At 56.9% G+C, this 19,257-nt stretch carries 17 protein-coding genes; 10 read left to right on the top strand and 7 right to left on the bottom strand.

Going from position 1 to position 19,257, the window contains the following annotated elements; translation table 11 throughout:
* Nucleotides 1-15: 15 nt before the first annotated feature.
* Nucleotides 16-771, top strand: a complete 756-nt coding sequence (locus AVI_RS22750) for a copper homeostasis protein CutC (RefSeq protein ID WP_012654467.1) — start codon at nt 16-18, stop codon at nt 769-771.
* A gap of 4 nt (nt 772-775) precedes the next feature.
* On the opposite strand, the gene AVI_RS22755 is transcribed toward AVI_RS22750, so the two are convergent.
* Nucleotides 776-1,168: an acyl-CoA thioesterase gene (locus AVI_RS22755; protein ID WP_012654468.1), complete on the bottom strand. Its 393-nt coding sequence runs from the start codon at nt 1,166-1,168 to the stop codon at nt 776-778.
* A gap of 159 nt (nt 1,169-1,327) precedes the next feature.
* Nucleotides 1,328-1,987: a TetR/AcrR family transcriptional regulator gene (locus tag AVI_RS22760; protein WP_012654469.1), complete on the bottom strand. Its 660-nt coding sequence runs from the start codon at nt 1,985-1,987 to the stop codon at nt 1,328-1,330.
* 229 nt (nt 1,988-2,216) lie between these two features.
* Here AVI_RS22760 and AVI_RS22765 point away from each other — a divergent pair, with 229 nt between their 5' ends.
* A complete protein-coding gene (locus AVI_RS22765; RefSeq protein WP_012654470.1) occupies nt 2,217-4,688 on the top strand; it encodes a beta-glucosidase in 2,472 nt (823 codons plus the stop codon).
* A gap of 8 nt (nt 4,689-4,696) precedes the next feature.
* On the opposite strand, the gene AVI_RS22770 is transcribed toward AVI_RS22765, so the two are convergent.
* Both AVI_RS22770 and AVI_RS22775 read right to left on the bottom strand, forming a co-directional pair.
* Nucleotides 4,697-6,019 carry a sensor histidine kinase gene (locus tag AVI_RS22770; protein WP_012654471.1) on the bottom strand — a complete coding sequence of 441 codons (1,323 nt, stop codon included), beginning with the start codon at nt 6,017-6,019 and terminating at the stop codon, nt 4,697-4,699.
* Entirely contained in the window at nt 6,016-6,678 is a 663-nt protein-coding gene (locus tag AVI_RS22775) for a response regulator transcription factor (protein WP_012654472.1), read from the bottom strand. Before AVI_RS22775 ends, AVI_RS22770 begins: the two co-directional genes overlap by 4 nt.
* Before the next feature lie 260 nt (nt 6,679-6,938).
* On the opposite strand from AVI_RS22775, the gene AVI_RS22780 reads away from it, so the two are divergent.
* Entirely contained in the window at nt 6,939-7,199 is a 261-nt protein-coding gene (locus AVI_RS22780) for a PepSY domain-containing protein (protein ID WP_012654473.1), read from the top strand.
* A gap of 253 nt (nt 7,200-7,452) precedes the next feature.
* Here the strand turns inward: AVI_RS22780 and AVI_RS22785 are convergent, their stop codons facing one another.
* The 3 genes from AVI_RS22785 to AVI_RS22795 all read right to left on the bottom strand — a co-directional run bounded on the left by AVI_RS22785 (nt 7,453) and on the right by AVI_RS22795 (nt 11,724).
* Nucleotides 7,453-8,175, bottom strand: a complete 723-nt coding sequence (locus tag AVI_RS22785) for a DUF1003 domain-containing protein (protein ID WP_049777374.1) — start codon at nt 8,173-8,175, stop codon at nt 7,453-7,455.
* Between the two features lie 106 nt (nt 8,176-8,281).
* Nucleotides 8,282-9,574: an L-rhamnose catabolism isomerase gene (rhaI, locus tag AVI_RS22790; RefSeq protein WP_012654475.1), complete on the bottom strand. Its 1,293-nt coding sequence runs from the start codon at nt 9,572-9,574 to the stop codon at nt 8,282-8,284.
* A gap of 38 nt (nt 9,575-9,612) precedes the next feature.
* Nucleotides 9,613-11,724, bottom strand: coding sequence for a bifunctional rhamnulose-1-phosphate aldolase/short-chain dehydrogenase (locus AVI_RS22795; RefSeq protein ID WP_012654476.1), 2,112 nt, complete (start codon nt 11,722-11,724; stop codon nt 9,613-9,615).
* Between the two features lie 200 nt (nt 11,725-11,924).
* On the opposite strand from AVI_RS22795, the gene AVI_RS22800 reads away from it, so the two are divergent.
* From AVI_RS22800 to AVI_RS22830, 7 genes are all read left to right on the top strand, one after another.
* Nucleotides 11,925-12,737, top strand: coding sequence for a DeoR/GlpR family DNA-binding transcription regulator (locus AVI_RS22800; RefSeq protein WP_012654477.1), 813 nt, complete (start codon nt 11,925-11,927; stop codon nt 12,735-12,737).
* Nucleotides 12,738-12,852: 115 nt separating this feature from the next.
* A complete protein-coding gene (rhaS, locus tag AVI_RS22805) occupies nt 12,853-13,788 on the top strand; it encodes a rhamnose ABC transporter substrate-binding protein (protein WP_417883906.1) in 936 nt (311 codons plus the stop codon).
* 106 nt (nt 13,789-13,894) lie between these two features.
* A complete protein-coding gene (locus AVI_RS22810) occupies nt 13,895-15,430 on the top strand; it encodes a sugar ABC transporter ATP-binding protein (RefSeq protein WP_012654479.1) in 1,536 nt (511 codons plus the stop codon).
* Nucleotides 15,431-15,439: 9 nt separating this feature from the next.
* The gene (locus AVI_RS22815) at nt 15,440-16,441 is read left to right on the top strand and encodes an ABC transporter permease (RefSeq protein ID WP_012654480.1); all 1,002 of its coding nucleotides are present in this window, start codon (nt 15,440-15,442) and stop codon (nt 16,439-16,441) included.
* Complete coding sequence (locus AVI_RS22820) at nt 16,438-17,451, top strand: ABC transporter permease (RefSeq protein ID WP_012654481.1); 1,014 nt, start codon at nt 16,438-16,440, stop codon at nt 17,449-17,451. Before AVI_RS22815 ends, AVI_RS22820 begins: the two co-directional genes overlap by 4 nt.
* A 2-nt stretch (nt 17,452-17,453) precedes the next feature.
* The gene (rhaM, locus tag AVI_RS22825; protein ID WP_012654482.1) at nt 17,454-17,777 is read left to right on the top strand and encodes an L-rhamnose mutarotase; all 324 of its coding nucleotides are present in this window, start codon (nt 17,454-17,456) and stop codon (nt 17,775-17,777) included.
* Nucleotides 17,774-19,180, top strand: coding sequence for an FGGY-family carbohydrate kinase (locus AVI_RS22830; protein WP_012654483.1), 1,407 nt, complete (start codon nt 17,774-17,776; stop codon nt 19,178-19,180). Before rhaM ends, AVI_RS22830 begins: the two co-directional genes overlap by 4 nt.
* Nucleotides 19,181-19,257: the final 77 nt, after the last annotated feature.

Here is a 19,257-nt window from a genome sequence, read left to right on the forward strand (position 1 = left end):
AGAGAAGAGAGTATCATGGCAGAACGTGAACCAGAAAAGAACGATAGCGGTTTGCTGGAAGTCTGCGTCGATTCCGTTGCGGGGCTGGAGGCGGCGATTGCCGGTGGCGCTGACCGGATTGAGCTTTGCGCTGCCCTTGACTGCGGGGGGCTGACGCCGACGTCAGGTCTGATGCAGCGCGCCGCTCAGGCGCCGATCCCGGTTTTTGCGATGATCCGGCCACGGGCAGGTAGTTTCGTGTTCTCAACCGATGAGGTCGCCGTCATGGTGGCGGATATCAAAGCCGCGCGGCAGGCAGGGTTATCCGGTGTCGTGCTTGGGGCGTCTCTGCCTGATGGACGGCTGGACCTCGAGGTGCTTGGCAAACTTACGGCGGTCGTATCTGGCCTCGCCATGACATTGCACCGAGCTTTCGATCTTGTGCCGGACTTTGAGCAAGCGCTGGAGCAGGCGATTGCGCTCGGATTTGGCCGAATTCTCACGTCCGGTGGCGCGCAATCGGTGGTCGCCGGTTTCGATCGGCTGACATCGCTTTCAAGGGCGGCAGATGGCCGGATCGTCATCATGCCCGGCGGCGGGTTGAGGCCTGATCGCATCGCGCCGTTCTGGCAGGCAGGCCTGCGGGAGTTTCACGCCTCTTGCAGCGTACCGATCGAGGCTGATCCCGTTCTGGTCGAGTTTGGTTTTGCCAGGGCAGGGCAGATGCAAACCGACAGCGATGTGGTCCGCAGACTTGCCGAGGCAATCGGAAAGTGCCGCACTCTGCCCTGATGGACTATACAGCTTCCGGTTCAACCTGGCGCGGCGCGCCTTTTTCGTCCAGCGCCACCATGATGAAATGGGCGTCTGTGACCTTTTGGCGCTCCTGCGTAAACTGCCTGCGGACCCAGCATTCGACATAGAGTGTCATGGAGGTGCGACCGACGTGGCTGATGGATGTGTAGATGCACACGGTATCGCCGACCTTGACCGGCCGCTTGAAGCTGACTTCTTTGACCGCTGCTGTGACCGTGCGGCCTTTCGCACGCTCGGAAGAGCGGATGCCAGCGGCTGCGTCCATCTGTGCCAAAACCCAGCCACCAAAAATATCTCCGGCGGGATTGGTATCGGCTGGCATGGCGAGTGTGCGTAATGTCAATTCGCCCTGGGGCTCGTCAATCTCAGTCATTGTCTTCCAACTTTCGCCTAGAGGATGGTGGACTCTGCGCTATCGCCGCAATCCTCCATCTAATCGAAATGAGAAATAGGCTCTCAGGGGGGAAAGGTCGAGAGCGCAGGCATGCGCCAGCAACACTGCGGCTTTGCTGAAAAGCTTTACCTTCCGATTTTAAGGCTTTTCAGCGACCTCAATCGATGCGATCAGCCGCGCGACATAAGCGGAAAACAGGACGCCCATATCTGTACTGTCGGGCAGCCGAAGCCAGAGCATTTGCAAGCCATCCATCAGGCCGATAATTTCCGTTGCTATCCCTTGGGGATCGATGTCGGATTTGATCTCATGATTCAGAATGCCTTCTGCAAAGATACTGGCCAGTTTGTGGCGCAGTTGCAGGCTACGTTTGTGAAACCACGCCTGGGCCGGGTGCCCTGCAAGCAGGCTTTCGGCGTTAAGGATCGAAAATGCCCGCACAACCCCCTCCGATTGCATGTTTTGGTTGGTGACCTCAACCAATAGGCCGAGGAAATCGCGCCAATGTGGAATTTTCTTGTTTAAGTCCGGCGCTGTCTCTTTGTCTCGTCGTTCCAGGATCGCCAGGAGAAGGTCAACCTTGGTCGGAAAATAATGCAGAAGACCAGGAAGAGACAGGCCGACATCCTCAGCAATGTCTGCGATTGCAGCATTTTGAAAGCCATCCTTGGCAAAACGGTTGAGCGCAGCCTGCAGGATTTCTTCTCGCCGCGCGGCCCCTTTCACCGAATTCCGGCGGCGGCCTGCGACCGTATCGACGGGAGTGCGGCCTGCATCGGATATGTCCTGTCTTGCCATTTATCTCACTTTCAGGTTGCATCGCATGCCCTCCTTAGAGCTTGTCTTGGGAAAAGTGGAACCCAATTTTCTGAAAAGACAAACGAAAACGTAAGAGGCCAAGGGTGATGGCTCAATCCGAACCTGATCGCCTTTGGAGCTCAATCGAAAACCGGGTGAAGGCAGACAGGATCTCTTGCGAGAAATAATAATACCGAGTAGTTGGTAGGTAAATAGGGAGGAGTATCACATGATCGACAGTCTGCTTGATGAGATGACCCTTGAGGAACAGGTTTCCGTGCTATCAGGTGCGGATTTCTGGACCACTGTGCCGGTGGAGCGGCTCGGTATTCCAAAGATCAAGGTGACTGACGGGCCAAACGGCGCGCGCGGCGGCGGGTCACTGGTTGGCGGCGTCAAGGCGACATGCTATCCCGTGGCGATTGCGCTCGGTGCCACCTGGAACCCGGCGCTTATCGAGGCGATGGGTGTCTCTTTGGCGGGACAGGTTAAGAGCAAGGGTGCGAGCGTCCTTCTTGCGCCAACCGTCAATATCCATCGGTCCGGGTTGAACGGGCGCAATTTCGAATGCTATTCCGAAGACCCGATGCTGACGGCGGCTTTGGCTGTTGCTTATATCAAAGGCGTGCAGAGCCAGGGTGTGGCGGCCACGATCAAGCATTTCGCCGGCAATGAATCCGAGATCGAACGGCAGACGATGTCCTCGGATATCGATGAACGCGCCTTGCGCGAAATCTATCTTCTGCCCTTCGAACAGGCGGTGAAAAAGGCGGGTGTTATGGCGGTTATGTCCTCCTATAACCGGCTGAACGGTACCTATACAAGCGAACATAACTGGTTGTTGACGGATGTGCTGCGTGAGCAATGGGGCTTTGACGGCATTGTCATGTCCGACTGGTTCGGCTCCCATTCTACATCCGAATCCGTCAATGCCGGGCTTGATTTGGAAATGCCCGGCCCAACTCGTGATCGTGGTGAAAAGCTGGTGCAGGCGGTTCGCGACGGCACCGTCAGGCCAGAAACGGTGCGCGAAGCGGCGGGGCGCATTCTCACTCTGCTGGAGCGTGTCGGGGCGTTTTCGTCCGCGCCTGACCTGTCCGAACATGCCGAAGATCTGCCCGCTGATCGGGCGTTAATCCGCAAAATTGGCGCTGAAGGTGCGGTCCTTCTGAAGAATGACAACATCCTGCCGTTGGAAAAAGCTTCCCTGAAGCGTGTCGCGGTTATTGGGCCAAATGCGGCTGTTGCCCGGGTGATGGGCGGCGGCAGCGCCCAGATCAATGCACATTATACAATCAGCCCGCTGGAGGGCATTCGTGCGGCTTTGCAAGGCACTGCTGATGTGCAGCACAGTGTGGCCTGCGGCAATAGCCGGTTGGTCAAGCTGTTTTCGCAGCCGGTCACTGTCGAGTATTTCAAGGGCGTCAATTGTCAGGGTACTCCTGTTGCAGCGGAAGCGGTGCAGACAGGGGAGTTTTTCTGGTTCGAACTGCCGTCGCCGGATCTGTCTCTGACGGATTTCTCAGTGCGTTTCACCGGCACCTTCACGCCGCAGGAGGATGGTCCGCATCTGCTGGGCATGACCAATTCGGGCCTTGCGAAGCTTTATGTCGATGGAGAACTGGTAGTTGACGGCTATACCGATTGGAAGCGCGGCGAAAATTTCTTTGGCACCGCCAATGATGAAATTCGGCACTCGGTGGAGATGAAGGCTGGCCGTAGTTACGCAATCAAAGTTGAATACCTGTCGCCACCGCCAGAGGAATACGGCATCCATATCACCGCGATTCGCTTCGGCATCGAAAGAATTCTCGGTGAAGACGCGATGGTGGAAGCAGTAGAATGCGCAAAAGGCGCAGATGTGGCGCTGCTTTTTGTCGGGCGCGAGGGACAATGGGATACGGAAGGTCTCGATCTGCCCGATATGCGCCTGCCGGGCCGTCAGGAAGAATTGATCGAGCGCGTTAGCGCCGTTAATCCGAATTGCATTGTTGTGCTGCAAACTGGTGGGCCGGTTGAAATGCCTTGGTTGGAAAAGGTCAAGGCGGTGCTTCAGGTCTGGTATCCAGGCCAGGAGCTTGGCAATGCTGTGGCCGATATGCTGTTTGGCGATCAGGAACCGGGCGGGCGTCTCCCGCAGACGTTTCCAAAGCAGTTGTCGGATAACTCCGCCATCACAAATGACCCGTCGATCTATCCCGGCATGGATGGCCATGTGCGTTATGAGGAAGGGGTATTTGTCGGTTACCGTCATCACGACAGCCGTACCATCGAGCCGCTTTTTCCCTTCGGATTTGGGCTTAACTATACCAGTTTTGAGTGGGATGAGCCAAAGGCTTCCGCGTCCGAAATGACGGCATCCGGCGTGACAGTCTCCGTCAGGGTCTCCAATACCGGAAAGCGGGCAGGGTCCGATGTGGTGCAGCTTTACGTCGAGGCACCGGTCTCTGGTGTTGAGCGCCCCTTGAAGGAGTTGCGTGCCTTCGCCAAAATTGCCTTGGAGCCAGGTGAAAGCGGCGAAGTGACGCTTGAAATCAACCCGCGCGATCTGAGTTATTACGATGTCGATGCGGCGGCATTCCGTGCGCCAGCGGGTGACTATCGGCTGCTGATTGGCGCCCATGCCCAGGACATCCGCAGCGCGATCACCATTGTCAATCCGCAGGAATGGCTTGGCGCTGTCGGTGACAGGACGATCTGATCGGTGGCTTAAATCATGAGGCGGGCCTCGAATCCATCCTGTCGCCCGCTAGCGGGTGACAGGATGTCGAAGCGGGCATTCATCTGCTCTGCCAAACGCTCGATAATCGACAAGCCGAGGCCCGATCCGGGCGTGGTGGCATTGGCACGTTGGAAGCGTTTTCGGATGGCTATCAATTGTTCGGGTGGCAAAACCGGTGAACCGTTGACGACGCGGATCGTACCATCTTCGCTAAGCGTCACCTCAACTGGCGCGCCCTGTGTTCCATGTCGCACAGCATTCTCGATCATGTTACGGATGACGATGGCAAAGGCATCTTCGCTGACGGCGCGTGGCAAGGTTGCTGTTGGCGGGTGTCGATAAACAATGGCATTTCCCGTGGCGCGCTGGAAATCCTCCACGACAAGATCGAGCACGGGTACCAGATCGACAGGCTGCCCGGTCGAGCCGATGCCCGCTTCTGCACGAGACAATTGCAATAGTTTTTCCGCCAGGCCCGCAAGTTTTTGCAGGGAGGTTTCCACCTGACTTGCCCGGGCGCGGGCTTCCGGCTCCTTCAACTGGGACAGCATCAATTGCGTCTGGGCCAGAGCGCCGGCAATGGGGGTGCGCAATTCGTGGGCACTATTGGCGGTAAATTCGCGCTCGGCGTCCAAAGCGGCCCGCAATCGGGTGAGCAGAAGATTGACGGAACGTCCTATGGGCTGCAATTCCTTGGGCAGCGGGCTAAGGTCGATTTCCACCAGATTGCCGTGGTCCTTCCCGCTGATTTCCTGCCGAAACTGTTCAACGGGAAGCAGGGAACGGCGGATGATCAACCAGGCGGCTAAAACGCTGAGGGGGACGAGCGCAATCACTGGCAGCAACATGGCAAGACCCGCCGCAAGAGCCGAGATATGCCTATGTTTCATCGAGTCGGCCACCTGAACGATGATCGTGTCGCTGACCGCTGTGGTCGTATAGATCCGGTATTTGTCGTTTTGCCAGAAACCGGGTGTCAGCGGCGCTGGTAGCGGGGCTGCTGCCTCGGTATGGGAGTGCATCAGCACTCGACCGCTGGCGTCCCTCACCTGATAGATAAGGTATCCATCGGAATTGGGATCGACAGTGCTGAGGATTTGCACGGGGCTTTTCAGCGGGTCGCGCTGCATGATGTCATCGACGACCAATGGCAGAAGCCTGTCGCCGGTCTCCTGCAGGGCGCTGTCGAAAATCTCGCCAAATTCAGCCTGCATGACAATGGCGCCACAGCTTGCCGCCACCAGCCAAAGCACGGTAATCGCGCCGGAAAGCCACAGGAGAAGTTTGCGGGTCATGCTTGGCTTGGTCATGCCGCCCCCGCAATGCTGTAGCCAACGCCGCGGACCGTTAGCAAGCGATCCTTGCCAATTTTCTTGCGCAGCCGACTGACATAGACTTCCACCGTATTGCTTTCGATTTCCGATCCGAATGCATAGAGGGCTTCCTCGATGCGGGATTTGGAGACCACAGCGCCGGGCCTTGCCAAAAGCGCATCAAGTACCGCCCATTCCCGGCTGGAGAGGCTAATGGAATCGGCACCATCGGCAATACGCCGCTCTGCGGGATTGATTTCCAACGTGCCAATCCGAATAATCGGATTTGGCTTTGCAGCATAGCGGCGCGCGACGGCCGATATACGCGCCGTCAACTCATCGAGATTGAATGGCTTGACCAGATAATCGTCAGCGCCAGAGTTGAGGCCCTCGATCCGATCCGAGATCTGGTCATGAGCTGTGAGGATGATGATTGGGGTTACGTCGCCATGCTCGCGCAACCGTTTCAGAAAGTCGATGCCGTTGCCGTCAGGCAAACGCAGGTCAAGCAGGATCAGGCCATAGGCAACGGTTCTGGTGCAGGCCTCGGCGTCCTGTAGCCCCTTCATCCAGTCCACAGCATGACCGGCTGCCCCGACATGATCGCGAATGGCCTGACCCAGAACAGCGTCATCCTCTACAAGTAATACCCGCATGCATATCTCCGATCAGAACGGCAGAGGCGCAAGACGCCCGAAATAAAAAGCTTTTGACGTTCTTTATGACACCTAGCTTAAGCGGGTCGAAATTTCAGAAAAATCTTGGTAGGCTGCACACAGCGGATCTTCAGCTTGGTGTCAGCGCAACCGACGATAAAGGGCAGTCGCGTCGATAAACGGCTTTTTCTACGTTCGTTATCTTCGTGCGGCGACAGTTCCCCGAAGCCGTTGATGGGTTGGTAGATAGAAGGGTCGATATGAAAATTGTGCTGATTGCCTTGTCGATCACTCTGGCTCTGGCAGGCCCGCTGCTGGCCGGGGAAAAATGCGCGGTGCCGCTAAAAGAATGGCAACCACGAGAGAGTTTGCAGAGAAAGCTTGAAGGAGAGGGCTGGAATGTTCGCTCCATCAGGAGCGGCGACGGGTGCTATGAGGCCCACGCTGTCGATTCCAGCGGCAACGCAATCGAAGCTTATTTCGATCCGAAAACGTTTAAGCCGATTGACCAGAAAGACTGAGCACTTTGATACGGTCATCTATCGCCCCATTCCATAGCGGAACAACAAAATTGGGCAAAAAAAAGCGCCGCGTTTTGAGGCGCGGCGCTAAAGCAATTCCCGAAGTCGAGGGGACTTCTTCGGGCGGCCACAGGTTGGGCGAATGGATCTCAGAATGGCAGAGGGGACGCCGGAGGAAGATCCATTCCCTGTGAGAAGCAATGTAGAACCAGTTTCTTACCTTAATATTAAATAAATCTAATAAAATGGAGTCTCATATATCTTTTTTGGAAATCCGTCCCTCGAGCAGGTCGATCTGTATCTGCTGCAATTCGGCCAAGCGCGCCCATTGATGGGCCATCTGATGGTCGATCTTTTCATGCAATTGGCGGATTTCGAGTTCGGCGCGCAAGTTGATCATGTAATCGTTTTCCGCCCGCTGCCTATCCTTTTCCTCCTGGCGCTTCTGGCTCATCATGATTATTGGCGCCTGCATTGCGGCGACACAGGACAGCAGCAGGTTCAGGAGGATGTAGGGATAGGGGTCAAAAGGCTGAAGAAATAGCCCGATGGAGTTGATTGCCATCCAGGTGACGAGGATGACGGCGAAAATGATGATGAATCGCCACGAGCCGCCAAAAGAGGCGACGGCGTCCGAGGCCCGATCGCCAAACCGGGTGGGCCGTTCGATCTCCGCCGCAGCGGTCTGAACCGTGGAAACATCGCGGCCAAGATCGGCGATCACGCGTCGGTCAAGGTCCGAAAGCTCACCGCGTTCTTCCTGAAGCAGTTTTTCGACCCGCTGGCGCCGCAATGCTGACAGGTCGTCGTCGCAGATCCGGGCATCGGCGGCCAACGGGCCGCATTGCGCCTCGATCAATTCTATCAACGAAGATCGCATCGAGTTGACGGCATGCAAATGCCTTGGCGGAACGGTTTTATGACAGAGGCAGCATTGATGCGACTGATGGCTGGACGCGGGAGAAATGTTGGACACGCAGGGCTCCGACAGAAAAGACCGGGCGCGACAAAATTGCCGCCCCGGCCCCCTGATGCATAGCTTCAAAACTCACTGGAACCAAGAACCGTTTGTGAGCATGCAACTATACGATGCCGCCAGAGCCTCCTTTGACCGCTGGCCGTTCTGCCGCAACTTTGGCGCGGTAACCGGAGGCACGATAAGCCGCGACCGGGTCGATTGCGCCGCCTGCGTCCAGCCGGGCCTTTGCCAGGATCGGCTCCACATCGGTGCGATAGGCGCGTTTCAACGTGTCGGTTGCCATCAGCGCATCATTATCATTCTGATAGCCGTCCAGTGCGGCGCGATCCACCAGCAGGGCCTGGGCAAAAGCCCGGCGGATTTCGTTTGCGCTGGCAATCAGGCTTTCAATCGGATCAGTCACATTATGCGACTGGTCGATCATATGGGCAGGGTGGAAGCCTTCAACGCCGCGATACTGCGCATCGACAAGCTCGTTGAACACCAGAAACAAGCGGTAAGGGTCGATGGAACCGGCATCCAGATCGTCATCGCCATATTTCGAGTCGTTGAAGTGGAAGCCGCCGAGCTTGCCGAACTGGATCAGCCGCGCCACGATCATTTCAATATTGGTATTAGGCGCGTGGTGTCCGAGATCGACAAGGCACTGTGCCTTCGGCCCCAGCGTCTGGGCAATCAGGTAGTTGGTGCCCCAATCCTGAACGATGGTGGAATAGAAGGCCGGTTCATACATCTTGTGTTCGGAAAATAGCCGCCAATCATCCGGCAGCGTTTTGTAGATCTCGGCCATCGACGCGAGGTAGCGCTCGAATGACTTGGTAAAATTGCTCTGGCCTGGGAAATTGGAGCCGTCACCGATCCAGACGGTCAGGGCTTTAGAGCCAAGCTGATCGCCAAGTTCGATACATTCGATATTGTGTTCGATGGCCTGTTGACGGGTTGCGGCGTCAACATGGCTGAGCGACCCGTATTTGTAGGAATGGGCCTGATCAGCGGCGTCCGAAAATGTGTTGGAATTCATGGCGTCGAAGCCAAGGCCAAGAGTGGCGGCCTTGGCCGTCAATTCCTTAGGATCGGCCTTGTCCCAGGGGATGTGCAGCGAGACTTTCGGTGTGGCACGGGTCAATTGCTGGATGACGCCGCAATCGTCGAGCTTGTCGAAGATATGACGCGGCTCGCCTAGTCCGGGAAAGCGGGCAAAGCGTGTGCCGCCGGTGCCGACTCCCCAGGAGGGGACGGCGACGAAAAACGCGGAGACGGATTTGGTGATGGCGTCGATGTCGATATTGCTGCGCGCCAGCTTTTCGCCAAGCGCGCTATAGTCCGACGTCAGCGCGCTTGTCCGCTTGTCATTGTCTGCGGCAACCGCGTCCGCAGTGATGTTCAGGTCTGTCATGCTTTCCTCCCAAGGATGCATTCTCTTTTACCAGAGGTTTAGCGCGTAAAACTCTGGGCGTTGCCCGCATCGACATTGATGATATTGCCGGTCGATTTTGCCGACGCATCCGAAGCCAGAAAGTAGATGGCTTCGGCAATATCTTCAGGAAATACGTTCAGCTTCAGCATCGAGCGCTTGCGATAATGTTCCTCAAGATCGTCCACCTCGATCTTGGAGGATGCCGCGCGCTGCTCGCGCCATTCGCCATTCCAGATTTTTGAACCTCGAAGCACGGCATCCGGATTGACGGTGTTGACGCGGATTCCCGCATCGGCGCCTTCCAGCGCCAGGCAACGCGCTAGATGAATTTCCGCTGCCTTGGCCGTGCAATAGGCCGAGGCATTGGGGGAAGAGGCAAGACCATTTTTCGAGGCGACAAACACCACATTGCCACCCAATGCCTGCCTGCGGAATAGTCGGAAGGCTTCCCGTGACACCAGAAAGTAACCGGTGGCGAGAATATCGATATTCTTGTTCCACATCGCAAGCGTGGTGTCTTCGACGGGGGCGGACGAGGCAATGCCCGCATTCGACACCAGAATATCCACCCCACCGAATTCGACACTGGCCTCGGCAAAGGCGCTGATCACGGCATCTTCGCGGGTGACGTCCAGTTGAACCGAGCGTATGGCATCACCGCCATGGCGTTTGGTGAAATCGGCGGTCGTCTCAGAAAGTGCGGCAGCGTCAATGTCGGCCAGCACAACGCAAGCTCCTTCAGCCACTAGCCGCTCCGCCGTAGCCCTGCCAATGCCGCCCGCGCCGCCGGTGACGAAAGCCACCTTTCCGGCCAGGCTTTTCGGCTTGGGCATGCGTTGCAGCTTTGCTTCTTCCAGCAGCCAATATTCGATATCGAAGGCTTCCTGCTCCGGCAGGCCCTGATACTGCGAAACGGTGGATGCGCCACGCATGACATTGATGGCATTGACGTAGAATTCGCCGGCGATCCGGGCCGTCGCTTTGTCCTTGGCGAAAGACAGCATGCCAACGCCCGGAATGAGGAAGATCACCGGATTGGGGTCACGGATTTTTGGAGAATTATCGTGTTTGCAGCTCTCGTAATACCTGTTGTAATCGGCGCGATAGGCCTCAAGTGCCGCATCGAGACCGTCAAGCACCGCATCCACATCCGGCTGGCTCGGATTGAAATCAACGATCAGCGGTCGGATTTTGGTGCGCAAGAAATGATCAGGGCAGGAGGTACCCAGTGCGCCGAGTGGCTGGAGATGATTGGAATTGACGAATTCAAGCACGGCATCCTGATCGTCGAAATGACCAAGCTTGCGCTCCGCCTTGCCGATCCGTCCGCGAATTTCCGGCATCAACCTTGCGGCAATGGCGCGACGATCGGCTACAGGCAGGCTTTGCGTGGCTGCGCCGCCAAAAATCACCTTGCCTTCTGTTTCCCGAGCAAACCACTGGATGGCTTTGTTGATGATATCAAGCGTCAGCTCGTAGCAGGCCTTGGCGTCATTATCCCAGGTGAACAGGCCATGGCTTTCCAGCACGACGCCCTTGGCCTGCGGATTGGCCTTGACGAAGGCTTCCAGATCAAGCCCAAGCTGAAAGCCGGGGCGGCGCCAGGGCAGCCAGCCGATCTCATCGCCAAAGATCACTTTTGTCAGGTTTTTCGAGTTCTTTGACGCGGCAATGGCGATGATCGCATCGGGATGCATATGATCGACATGGGTAAACGGCACGAAACCATGCAGCGGCGTATCGATGGAAGCCGCGCGCGGATTGAGGTTGAATGTGCAATGAGGCAGGAAACCGACCATGCGGTCTTCATCGTCAACACCCCGGTAAATACCTTTCAGCGCCTCAAGCTTGTCTTGGTAGAGTGTCGCGAATCCGTCGATTTTGATGGTGCCGACATCGCCGCCGGACCCTTTGACCCACAAAACCTTGACCGTCTGGCCGGTGAGAGGGTCGGTTTCCATGACCTTGGCCGAGGTGTTGCCGCCACCATAGTTTGTAATGCGCTTGTCGGCGCCAAGCAGATTGGACCGATAGAGCAGCTTGCCTGCCTCATCCAGCGTTTCGGCGTAGACATCATCCCAGCGATTGTCGAGAAGGCGGGGTTGGCCCGCTGCGGTTTGGCCCGTCATGGAAGTCCTCCCAAATGTGATTTTAAGGCCCGCCATATCGGCGAACGCTCCATCCTGTTATGGGTATCGCGCAAATTTATCGCGTGTGTCAATCATAAACGATCATAAATGTTCATTGTGCGTTGCAATATAATCTATTTTGATCGTTTATGATTGACATCTTCAATCTGTTAAGCCTAAAACTCGCTCAGGAGGACCCCATGCACGAACGCGAACGCCATCGCATTATACTCAGCGCCATACAGGAAAAGCCTGTGGTGACGGTGCAGGATATTGCCGAATTGACGGATGCGTCCGAAGCAACCATCCGGCGCGACATTGCATCCCTGCATGTCCAGGGGAAATTACGCCGGGTGCGGGGTGGGGCGGAAGCAGTACATCCTCCGCAGCAGGGCAATCTGGCGGCCCGACCGTTCAGGGTGTCGGAATCGGTCAATATCGATAAGAAACGCGCAATTGCGCGCGCCGCTGTTGAACTCTGCGAGGAAGGCGATTCGATCATCATCAATGGTGGAACGACGACCTTTCAGATGGTGCATTTCATGTCAGCGCGTCGCTTGCAGGTGATGACCAATTCCTTTGCCATCGCCGAGCATCTGGTCAAACATTCGAAATGCACGATCAATGTGCCGGGCGGCGCGATCTACCGGGATCAAAGCCTGATCCTGTCGCCTTTCGAGAATGATGCGATCCGCAATTTCTATGCCCGCCGGATGTTCATTGGTGCCCAGGGCATTTCGGCGCTAGGCGTGATGGAGCCGGATGCGCTGGTGATCCAGAGCGAGCAACGGTTGATGCGCCAGGCCGACGAGCTGATCGTTATGGTCGATTCGACGAAATTCACGCGGCGGTCCAGCATGATTTTATGCGGGCTGGATGCGGTCTCAACCATCATCACCGATGACGGCGTGCCTGAAGAGGCAGCCCATATGGTGGAGGCGGCTGGAATAAAGCTTTTGACGGTCCGGGCTTCGACCTCGGCCGACAGGGAGGACGCCCCTTCGGTCGCTTGAGGAAGCGATACGCCGTTCGGGGGATAACGGTTTAAACATCTGGGAGGATAACAACATGAAAATTTCTAGACGATTGTTCGGTGCGGCGGCGATTGCCTTCGTCACGACGGTGGGTATGGCGCATGCTGCCGACATGAAAGTCGCCATCGTGGTCAAATCGCTTGGCAACGGCTTCTTCGAGGCGGCCAATAAAGGCGCGGAAGAGGCGGCCAAGGAACTGGGTGGCGTCAAGATCATCTATACCGGTCCGACCACAACGACTGCGGAAGGCCAGATCGAGGTGATCAATTCCCTGATCGCGCAGGGCGTTGATGCCATCGCTATTTCCGCCAATGACCCGGATGCCGTGGTTCCTGCTCTGAAGAAAGCTGCGCAGCGCGGCATCAAGGTGATTTCCTGGGATTCCGGCGTGGCGCCTGCTGGCCGTATCATGCATCTCAACCCGTCTTCGAACGAGTTGATCGGCAAGATGTGCCTGAAACTGGCCGCCGACCATCTGGCTGATGGCAAGGGCGATTTCGCCATCCTGTCGGCCACCACCACCTCGACCAACCAGAATATCTGGATTGCCGAGATGAAGAAGCAGTTGAAGGATTTCCCCGGTCTTAACCTCACCACCACTGTCTATGGTGATGACCTTGCCGACAAGAGCTACCGTGAAGCCAATGGCATCCTGACCTCCCATCCGAATGTGAAGGTTATCGTTGCTCCGACCACGGTCGGCGTCTTGGCGGCCTCGCAGGCAGTGAAGGACGCTGGCAAGATCGGTCAGGTCTATGTGACCGGTCTTGGCCTGCCATCGGAAATGGCTGGTGCAATCAAGTCCGGTGCCACCAAGGAATTCGCGATCTGGAACCCTATTGATCTCGGCTATTCGGCCACCCAGATCGCCTATCATCTGGTGAAAGGTGACGCGACCGGCAAGCCCGGCAGCGAGGTTCCCGCTGGAAGAATGGGCAAGATCAAGATCGGCGAGAATGGTGAAGCGGCGATGGCTGATCCCTTCGTCTACGATGCCAAGAATATCGATCAGTTCTCAAAAATCTTCTGATCCAGCAGTCCTCTATCTTGAAGTCTAAGGCAATCGAACCCGGCGGCAGCTGCCGCCGGGAACCCTTATCCGTTCCTGGTCTTTTTGGCCTGATCTGGTGCAATCGATGATGAGTGTCCAAACCACAAAGCTTGATGCAGTACCGCTCGGTGATCGCGCACCGATACTGGAGATGCGCGGCATTTCGCAGATCTTTCCGGGTGTGAAGGCGTTGGATGGCGTGAATATCGCCCTTTATCCCGGGGAGGTGACGGCATTGATCGGCGAAAATGGCGCTGGTAAATCGACGCTGGTCAAAATCCTGACGGGCATTTACCGGCCCAATGAGGGGGAGATCGTCATTGATGGTTCGCCGGTGACCTTCGCCGATGCCCAGGCCGCCATCGATGCGGGCGTGACGGCCATCCATCAGGAAACCGTGCTGTTCGATGAGCTAAGCGTTGCGGAAAACATTTTCCTCGGCCATGCGCCAAAAACCCGCTTCGGCTTCATCGACTGGAACGGCATCAACACCAAAGCCAGGGCGCTGATGGATCGGCTGGAAAGCAAGATCGATCCGACCATTAGATTGAAGGATCTCTCCATTGCCCAGCGGCATCTGGTGGCGATTGCGCGGGCGCTCTCGGTTGAAGCGCGGATCGTTATCATGGACGAGCCGACGGCTGCCCTGTCACGTAAGGAAATCGATGATCTGTTTCGCATCGTTGAAGGGCTGAAGCGGGATGGCAAGGCGATCTTGTTCATCAGTCACAAGTTTGATGAAGTCTATGAAATCGCCGAAAATTACGCGGTATTCCGCGATGGGAAAATGGTCGGTGCGGGGCGACTGCAATCAACACCACAGGATGAGATCGTCCGGCTGATGGTTGGTCGGGATGTGCATGATGCTTTTCCAAAGATTGACGTTTCCATCGGCGCGGCGGTGCTTTCCGTTTCTCGCTATTGTCATGATACCGAATTTCGCGACATTTCCTTCGACTTGCGCAAGGGCGAAATCCTGGGTTTTTACGGCTTGATTGGGGCGGGGCGTTCCGAGTTATGCCAGTCGCTTTTTGGCATCACTCACCCGGCTTCAGGCACGGTGACGCTGGAGGGCAGGGCGCTCGATATTCGCTCGCCCGCTGACGCCATTGCCGCTGGCATCGTCTATGTGCCGGAAGAGCGCGGGCGTCATGGGTTGGCGCTGCAAATGCCGATTTACCAGAATATGTCGCTTCCATCGCTGGCGCGTGTTTCGGCCCGCGGCTTTCTGAAGGTTGTCAATGAGTTGGCTCTCGCGCGCCACTATGCCGAGCGGCTGGACCTGCGGGCGGCGGCCCTGTCTGTGCCGGTCGGGACGCTTTCAGGGGGAAATCAGCAGAAAGTAGTGATTGGCAAATGGCTGGCCACCAAGCCAAAGGTCATCATTCTCGATGAGCCGACCAAGGGGATCGATATCGGCTCCAAGGCCGCCGTGCATGGTTTTATTTCCGAACTGGCGGCAGAGGGCCTGTCAATCATCATGATTTCCTCCGAACTTCCCGAGATTCTCGGCATGTCCGACCGGGTGATGGTGATGCGCGAGGGATTGCAGGCTGGAATTTTTGAGCGGGAGGCGCTGACACCGGAAGTTCTGGTGCGTGCTGCAACTGGCAATGCGTGAGGTGTGACAATGAAAAGCCTGCTGAAACACCGCGAGATAGCATTGGGTGCCATTATCCTCCTGCTGATCGCCGGGTTCGCCACCCGGGCAGGCGGTTTTGCCTCGCCCGGCAATCTGGCGACGATCTTCAACGATACGTCGATCCTGATCATTCTGGCGCTGGCGCAGATGACTGTGATCCTCACCAAATCAATCGATCTGTCGGTTGCGGCCAATCTCGCCTTGTCCGGCATGGCGGTGGCGATGATGGATTCGAATTTTCCGGGCCTGCCGCTGGTGCTGCTGATTGCGGCGGCTGTGCTGATCGGGGCGGCACTCGGCGCGATTAATGGCTATCTCGTCTGGTTGTTGCAGATCCCGCCCATCGTCGTGACGTTGGGTACGCTGACGATCTATCGCGGCATGGCTTTCGTGCTGTCGGGTGGAGCCTGGGTCAACGCTCATCAGATGACGCCAGATTTCCTCAATCTGCCGCGCATTGTCATCATGGGGCTTCCGGTTCTGGCATGGATTGCAGTGATCGTGGTCATTGCCATGGCTGTTGTGCTGGGGCGTACCACCTTTGGCCGCGCCACCTATGCCGCTGGTGGGAATGCGACAGCTGCGGTTTATGCTGGCATCGACATCGGTTGGACACGATTTCTGGCCTTCGTGCTGTCAGGCGGCCTAGCTGGCCTCTGCGGCTATCTCTGGGTGTCGCGCTACGCGGTTGCCTATGTGGATATTGCCAGCGGTTTTGAGTTGGACAGCGTGGCAGCTTGCGTTATCGGCGGCATTTCGATCGCCGGTGGCATTGGCTCGGTCGCTGGCACCGTGCTGGGGGCTTTATTCCTGGGTGTTATCAAGAATGCATTGCCTGTCATCGGCATTTCGCCCTTCGCCCAGATGGCAATATCCGGTGTGGTGATTGTTTTGGCCGTGGTGTTCAACGCCCGGGCCGAACGCAGAAAGGGCCGGATCATCCTGCGTGACCGGGCCGCGGGCAGCACGATTCAGGAGATTACGGCATGACAGTGGTATCCGTTGAACAAACCCCGGCCAAGCGCCGTATTCCCGACAAGCTCGGCACGCCGATACGCCGCCTGCTGGCCAGCTGGGAAGTGCTGTTATTGGGTGTTGCAGTCGCGATTTTCATCGCCAATGCGCTGGCCTCCCCTTATTTTCTGGACGCCTGGAACCTGTCGGACGCCACCTTCAATTTCACTGAAAAAGCGATGATCGCCTTTGCCATGGCGTTGCTGGTGATTGCCGGTGAGATCGACCTCTCGGTCGCTGCGATCATTGCTCTGGCCTCGACAGCCATGGGCGCGGCAGCCCAAGTGGGTATCGGCACGCCTGGCCTGGTGATGATCGGTATCGGCGTTGGGCTTTTATGCGGGGTGTTCAATGGCGTGCTGGTGGCCGGGCTGAAACTGCCTTCCATCGTCGTCACCATCGGCACGATGAGCCTGTTTCGCGGCATTTCCTATATCGTGCTTGGGGATCAGGCCTATGGAAAATATCCTGAAAGCTTCGCCTATTTCGGCCAGGGCTATGTGGCCTGGGTGTTTTCCTTCGAATTCGTCCTCTTCCTTGTACTGGCAGCGCTGTTTGCTGTGCTGCTGCATGCCACGAATTTTGGGCGTCAGGTCTATGTGATCGGGAATAATCCGCTGGCAGCCAGATTTTCAGGCATTCCTGTCGATCGGGTCAAATTCATCCTGTTTCTGCTGACCGGATTGATGAGCGGCATTGCCGCCGTTTGCCTGACCTCCCGGCTGGGCTCGACACGGCCATCGATTGCCCAGGGTTGGGAGTTGGAAGCCGTCACCATGGTGGTGCTGGGCGGCGTGTCGATTGTCGGTGGGGCTGGCACGATTGGCGGAGTGGTCATTGCCGCCTTCGTCATGGGTCTGGTGACCTTTGGGCTGGGGCTGTTGAACGTGCCGGGCATCGTCATGTCGATCTTCATCGGTCTGCTGCTGATCATCACCATCGCCTTGCCGATTTTGGCGCGACGGATGCGGGATATGAGGACATGAGCATGGCAGAGACTGAAAAATATGCCTTCAAGATGCAGCTCCATCCAGGCATGGAGGCCGAATATAAAAAGAGGCATGATGCGATCTGGCCGGAACTGGTGGCGTTGTTGCATGAGGCTGGCGTCAGTGATTATTCCATCCACCTCGACCGGGAAACAAACACGCTCTTCGGCCTGCTGACCCGGCCCAAAGGCCACGGCATGGCCGCGCTGCCAGGGCACCCGATCATGCAGCGCTGGTGGGCGCATATGGGTGATATCATGGCCACCAACCCGGATGGATCGCCGGTCGCTGTCGAGCTCGTGCCGATGTTTTACATGCCATGAGCACGATATCCGAAACCGTCGCCGTCATCGATATTGGCAAGACCAATGCCAAGGTCGTCGTCTTGCAGGCATCGACGGGCTTGGAACTTGGCTGTCGGCGTATGCCAAATACAGTTGTTGGGGAGGGGCCTTATCCGCATTTCGATACGGACAAGCTGTGGTCCTTCATCCTGGATGCCTTGAAAGCCTTCGCCGCAGGACCGGGTTTCGATGCAATTTCTATCACCACCCATGGCGCAAGTGCTGCCTTGCTTGACGGTGACGGTGAACTGGCAATGCCGGTGCTGGATTACGAATACCGCTATCCCGAAGCGATCGCTCTTGCCTATGAGGCCCTTCGACCGGCATTTGATGAAACATTTTCACCGCGCCTGCCGGGCGGTCTCAATCTCGGCGCCCAGTTGCATTACCAGAAAACCGCCTTTCCCGAGCTTTTTGCCGGGGTTGCGACCATTGTCACCTATCCGCAGTATTGGGCTTTCAGACTGACCGGCGTGGCGGCGAATGAGGCGACCTCGCTGGGATGCCATACGGATTTATGGAGGCCTCAACAGGGTTGTTATTCAAGCCTGGTCGAGCGGTTGGAGCTTAGTCCATATCTCGCTCCCTGGCGGTCGGCTTTTGATGCTTTGGGAGAGGTCAAGCAATCACTGGCCGAACAGATAGGTCTTTCACGCCCTGTTCCGGTCTATTGCGGCATTCACGATAGCAATGCGTCGCTGCTGCCGCATCTATTGCGGCGTGAAAAACCTTTCACTGTCGTTTCTACTGGCACATGGATCATCGGATTTGCGGTCGGCAGCACGGTCGCGCGTCTCGATCCGGTTCGCGATACCTTGGCCAATGTCGATGCGCATGGCCATGCCGTACCCTCGTGCCGCTATATGGGCGGACGGGAATTCGAAATACTCGTCCAGGGATTGGAGGCCCCGGATGAGGTTGAGATTGAGCGGGCGGCAGAACAGGTGATCAGTGGTGATGTCATGCGCCTGCCAAGCGTAGTCGAGGGCTCCGGTCCTTATCCGACCCGAAACGGTGGATGGACGTTGGTGCCGGAAGGTGCGTCACAGCTCTATGCGGCGGCGAGCCTTTATACGGCGATGATGACGGCATCGTCGCTGTCGTTGATCGGCGCGATAGGCGCTGTTCTCGTCGAAGGGCCGTTTGCCAAAAACCATCTCTACCTTCGCGCTCTCGCTGCTTGTACCGGGCGTGAGGTTGTGGTGGCTGAAGGTGGAACACCGACGGGGACGGCGGAAGGCGCGGCGCTGTTGACAGGCATGACGGTGCCTATGCCGAGTGAGATGCGGTTTGCTCCAGATCAGCTTGATTTGAAAAGATATTTTCAGGATTTTCAGGATCGGTGCGGCGTCTTCTTTCCTGAAGCCTCCACGCCAACGTGAAGTGTGGGTGATTTTACCCGCTTGGTTTGCGTTTGCCGGCTTGCTAGACATGCGGTGGTGGTGGCGTGTTCCGATAG

The organism is Allorhizobium ampelinum S4, from assembly GCF_000016285.1.
GTDB lineage: Bacteria > Pseudomonadota > Alphaproteobacteria > Rhizobiales > Rhizobiaceae > Allorhizobium > Allorhizobium ampelinum.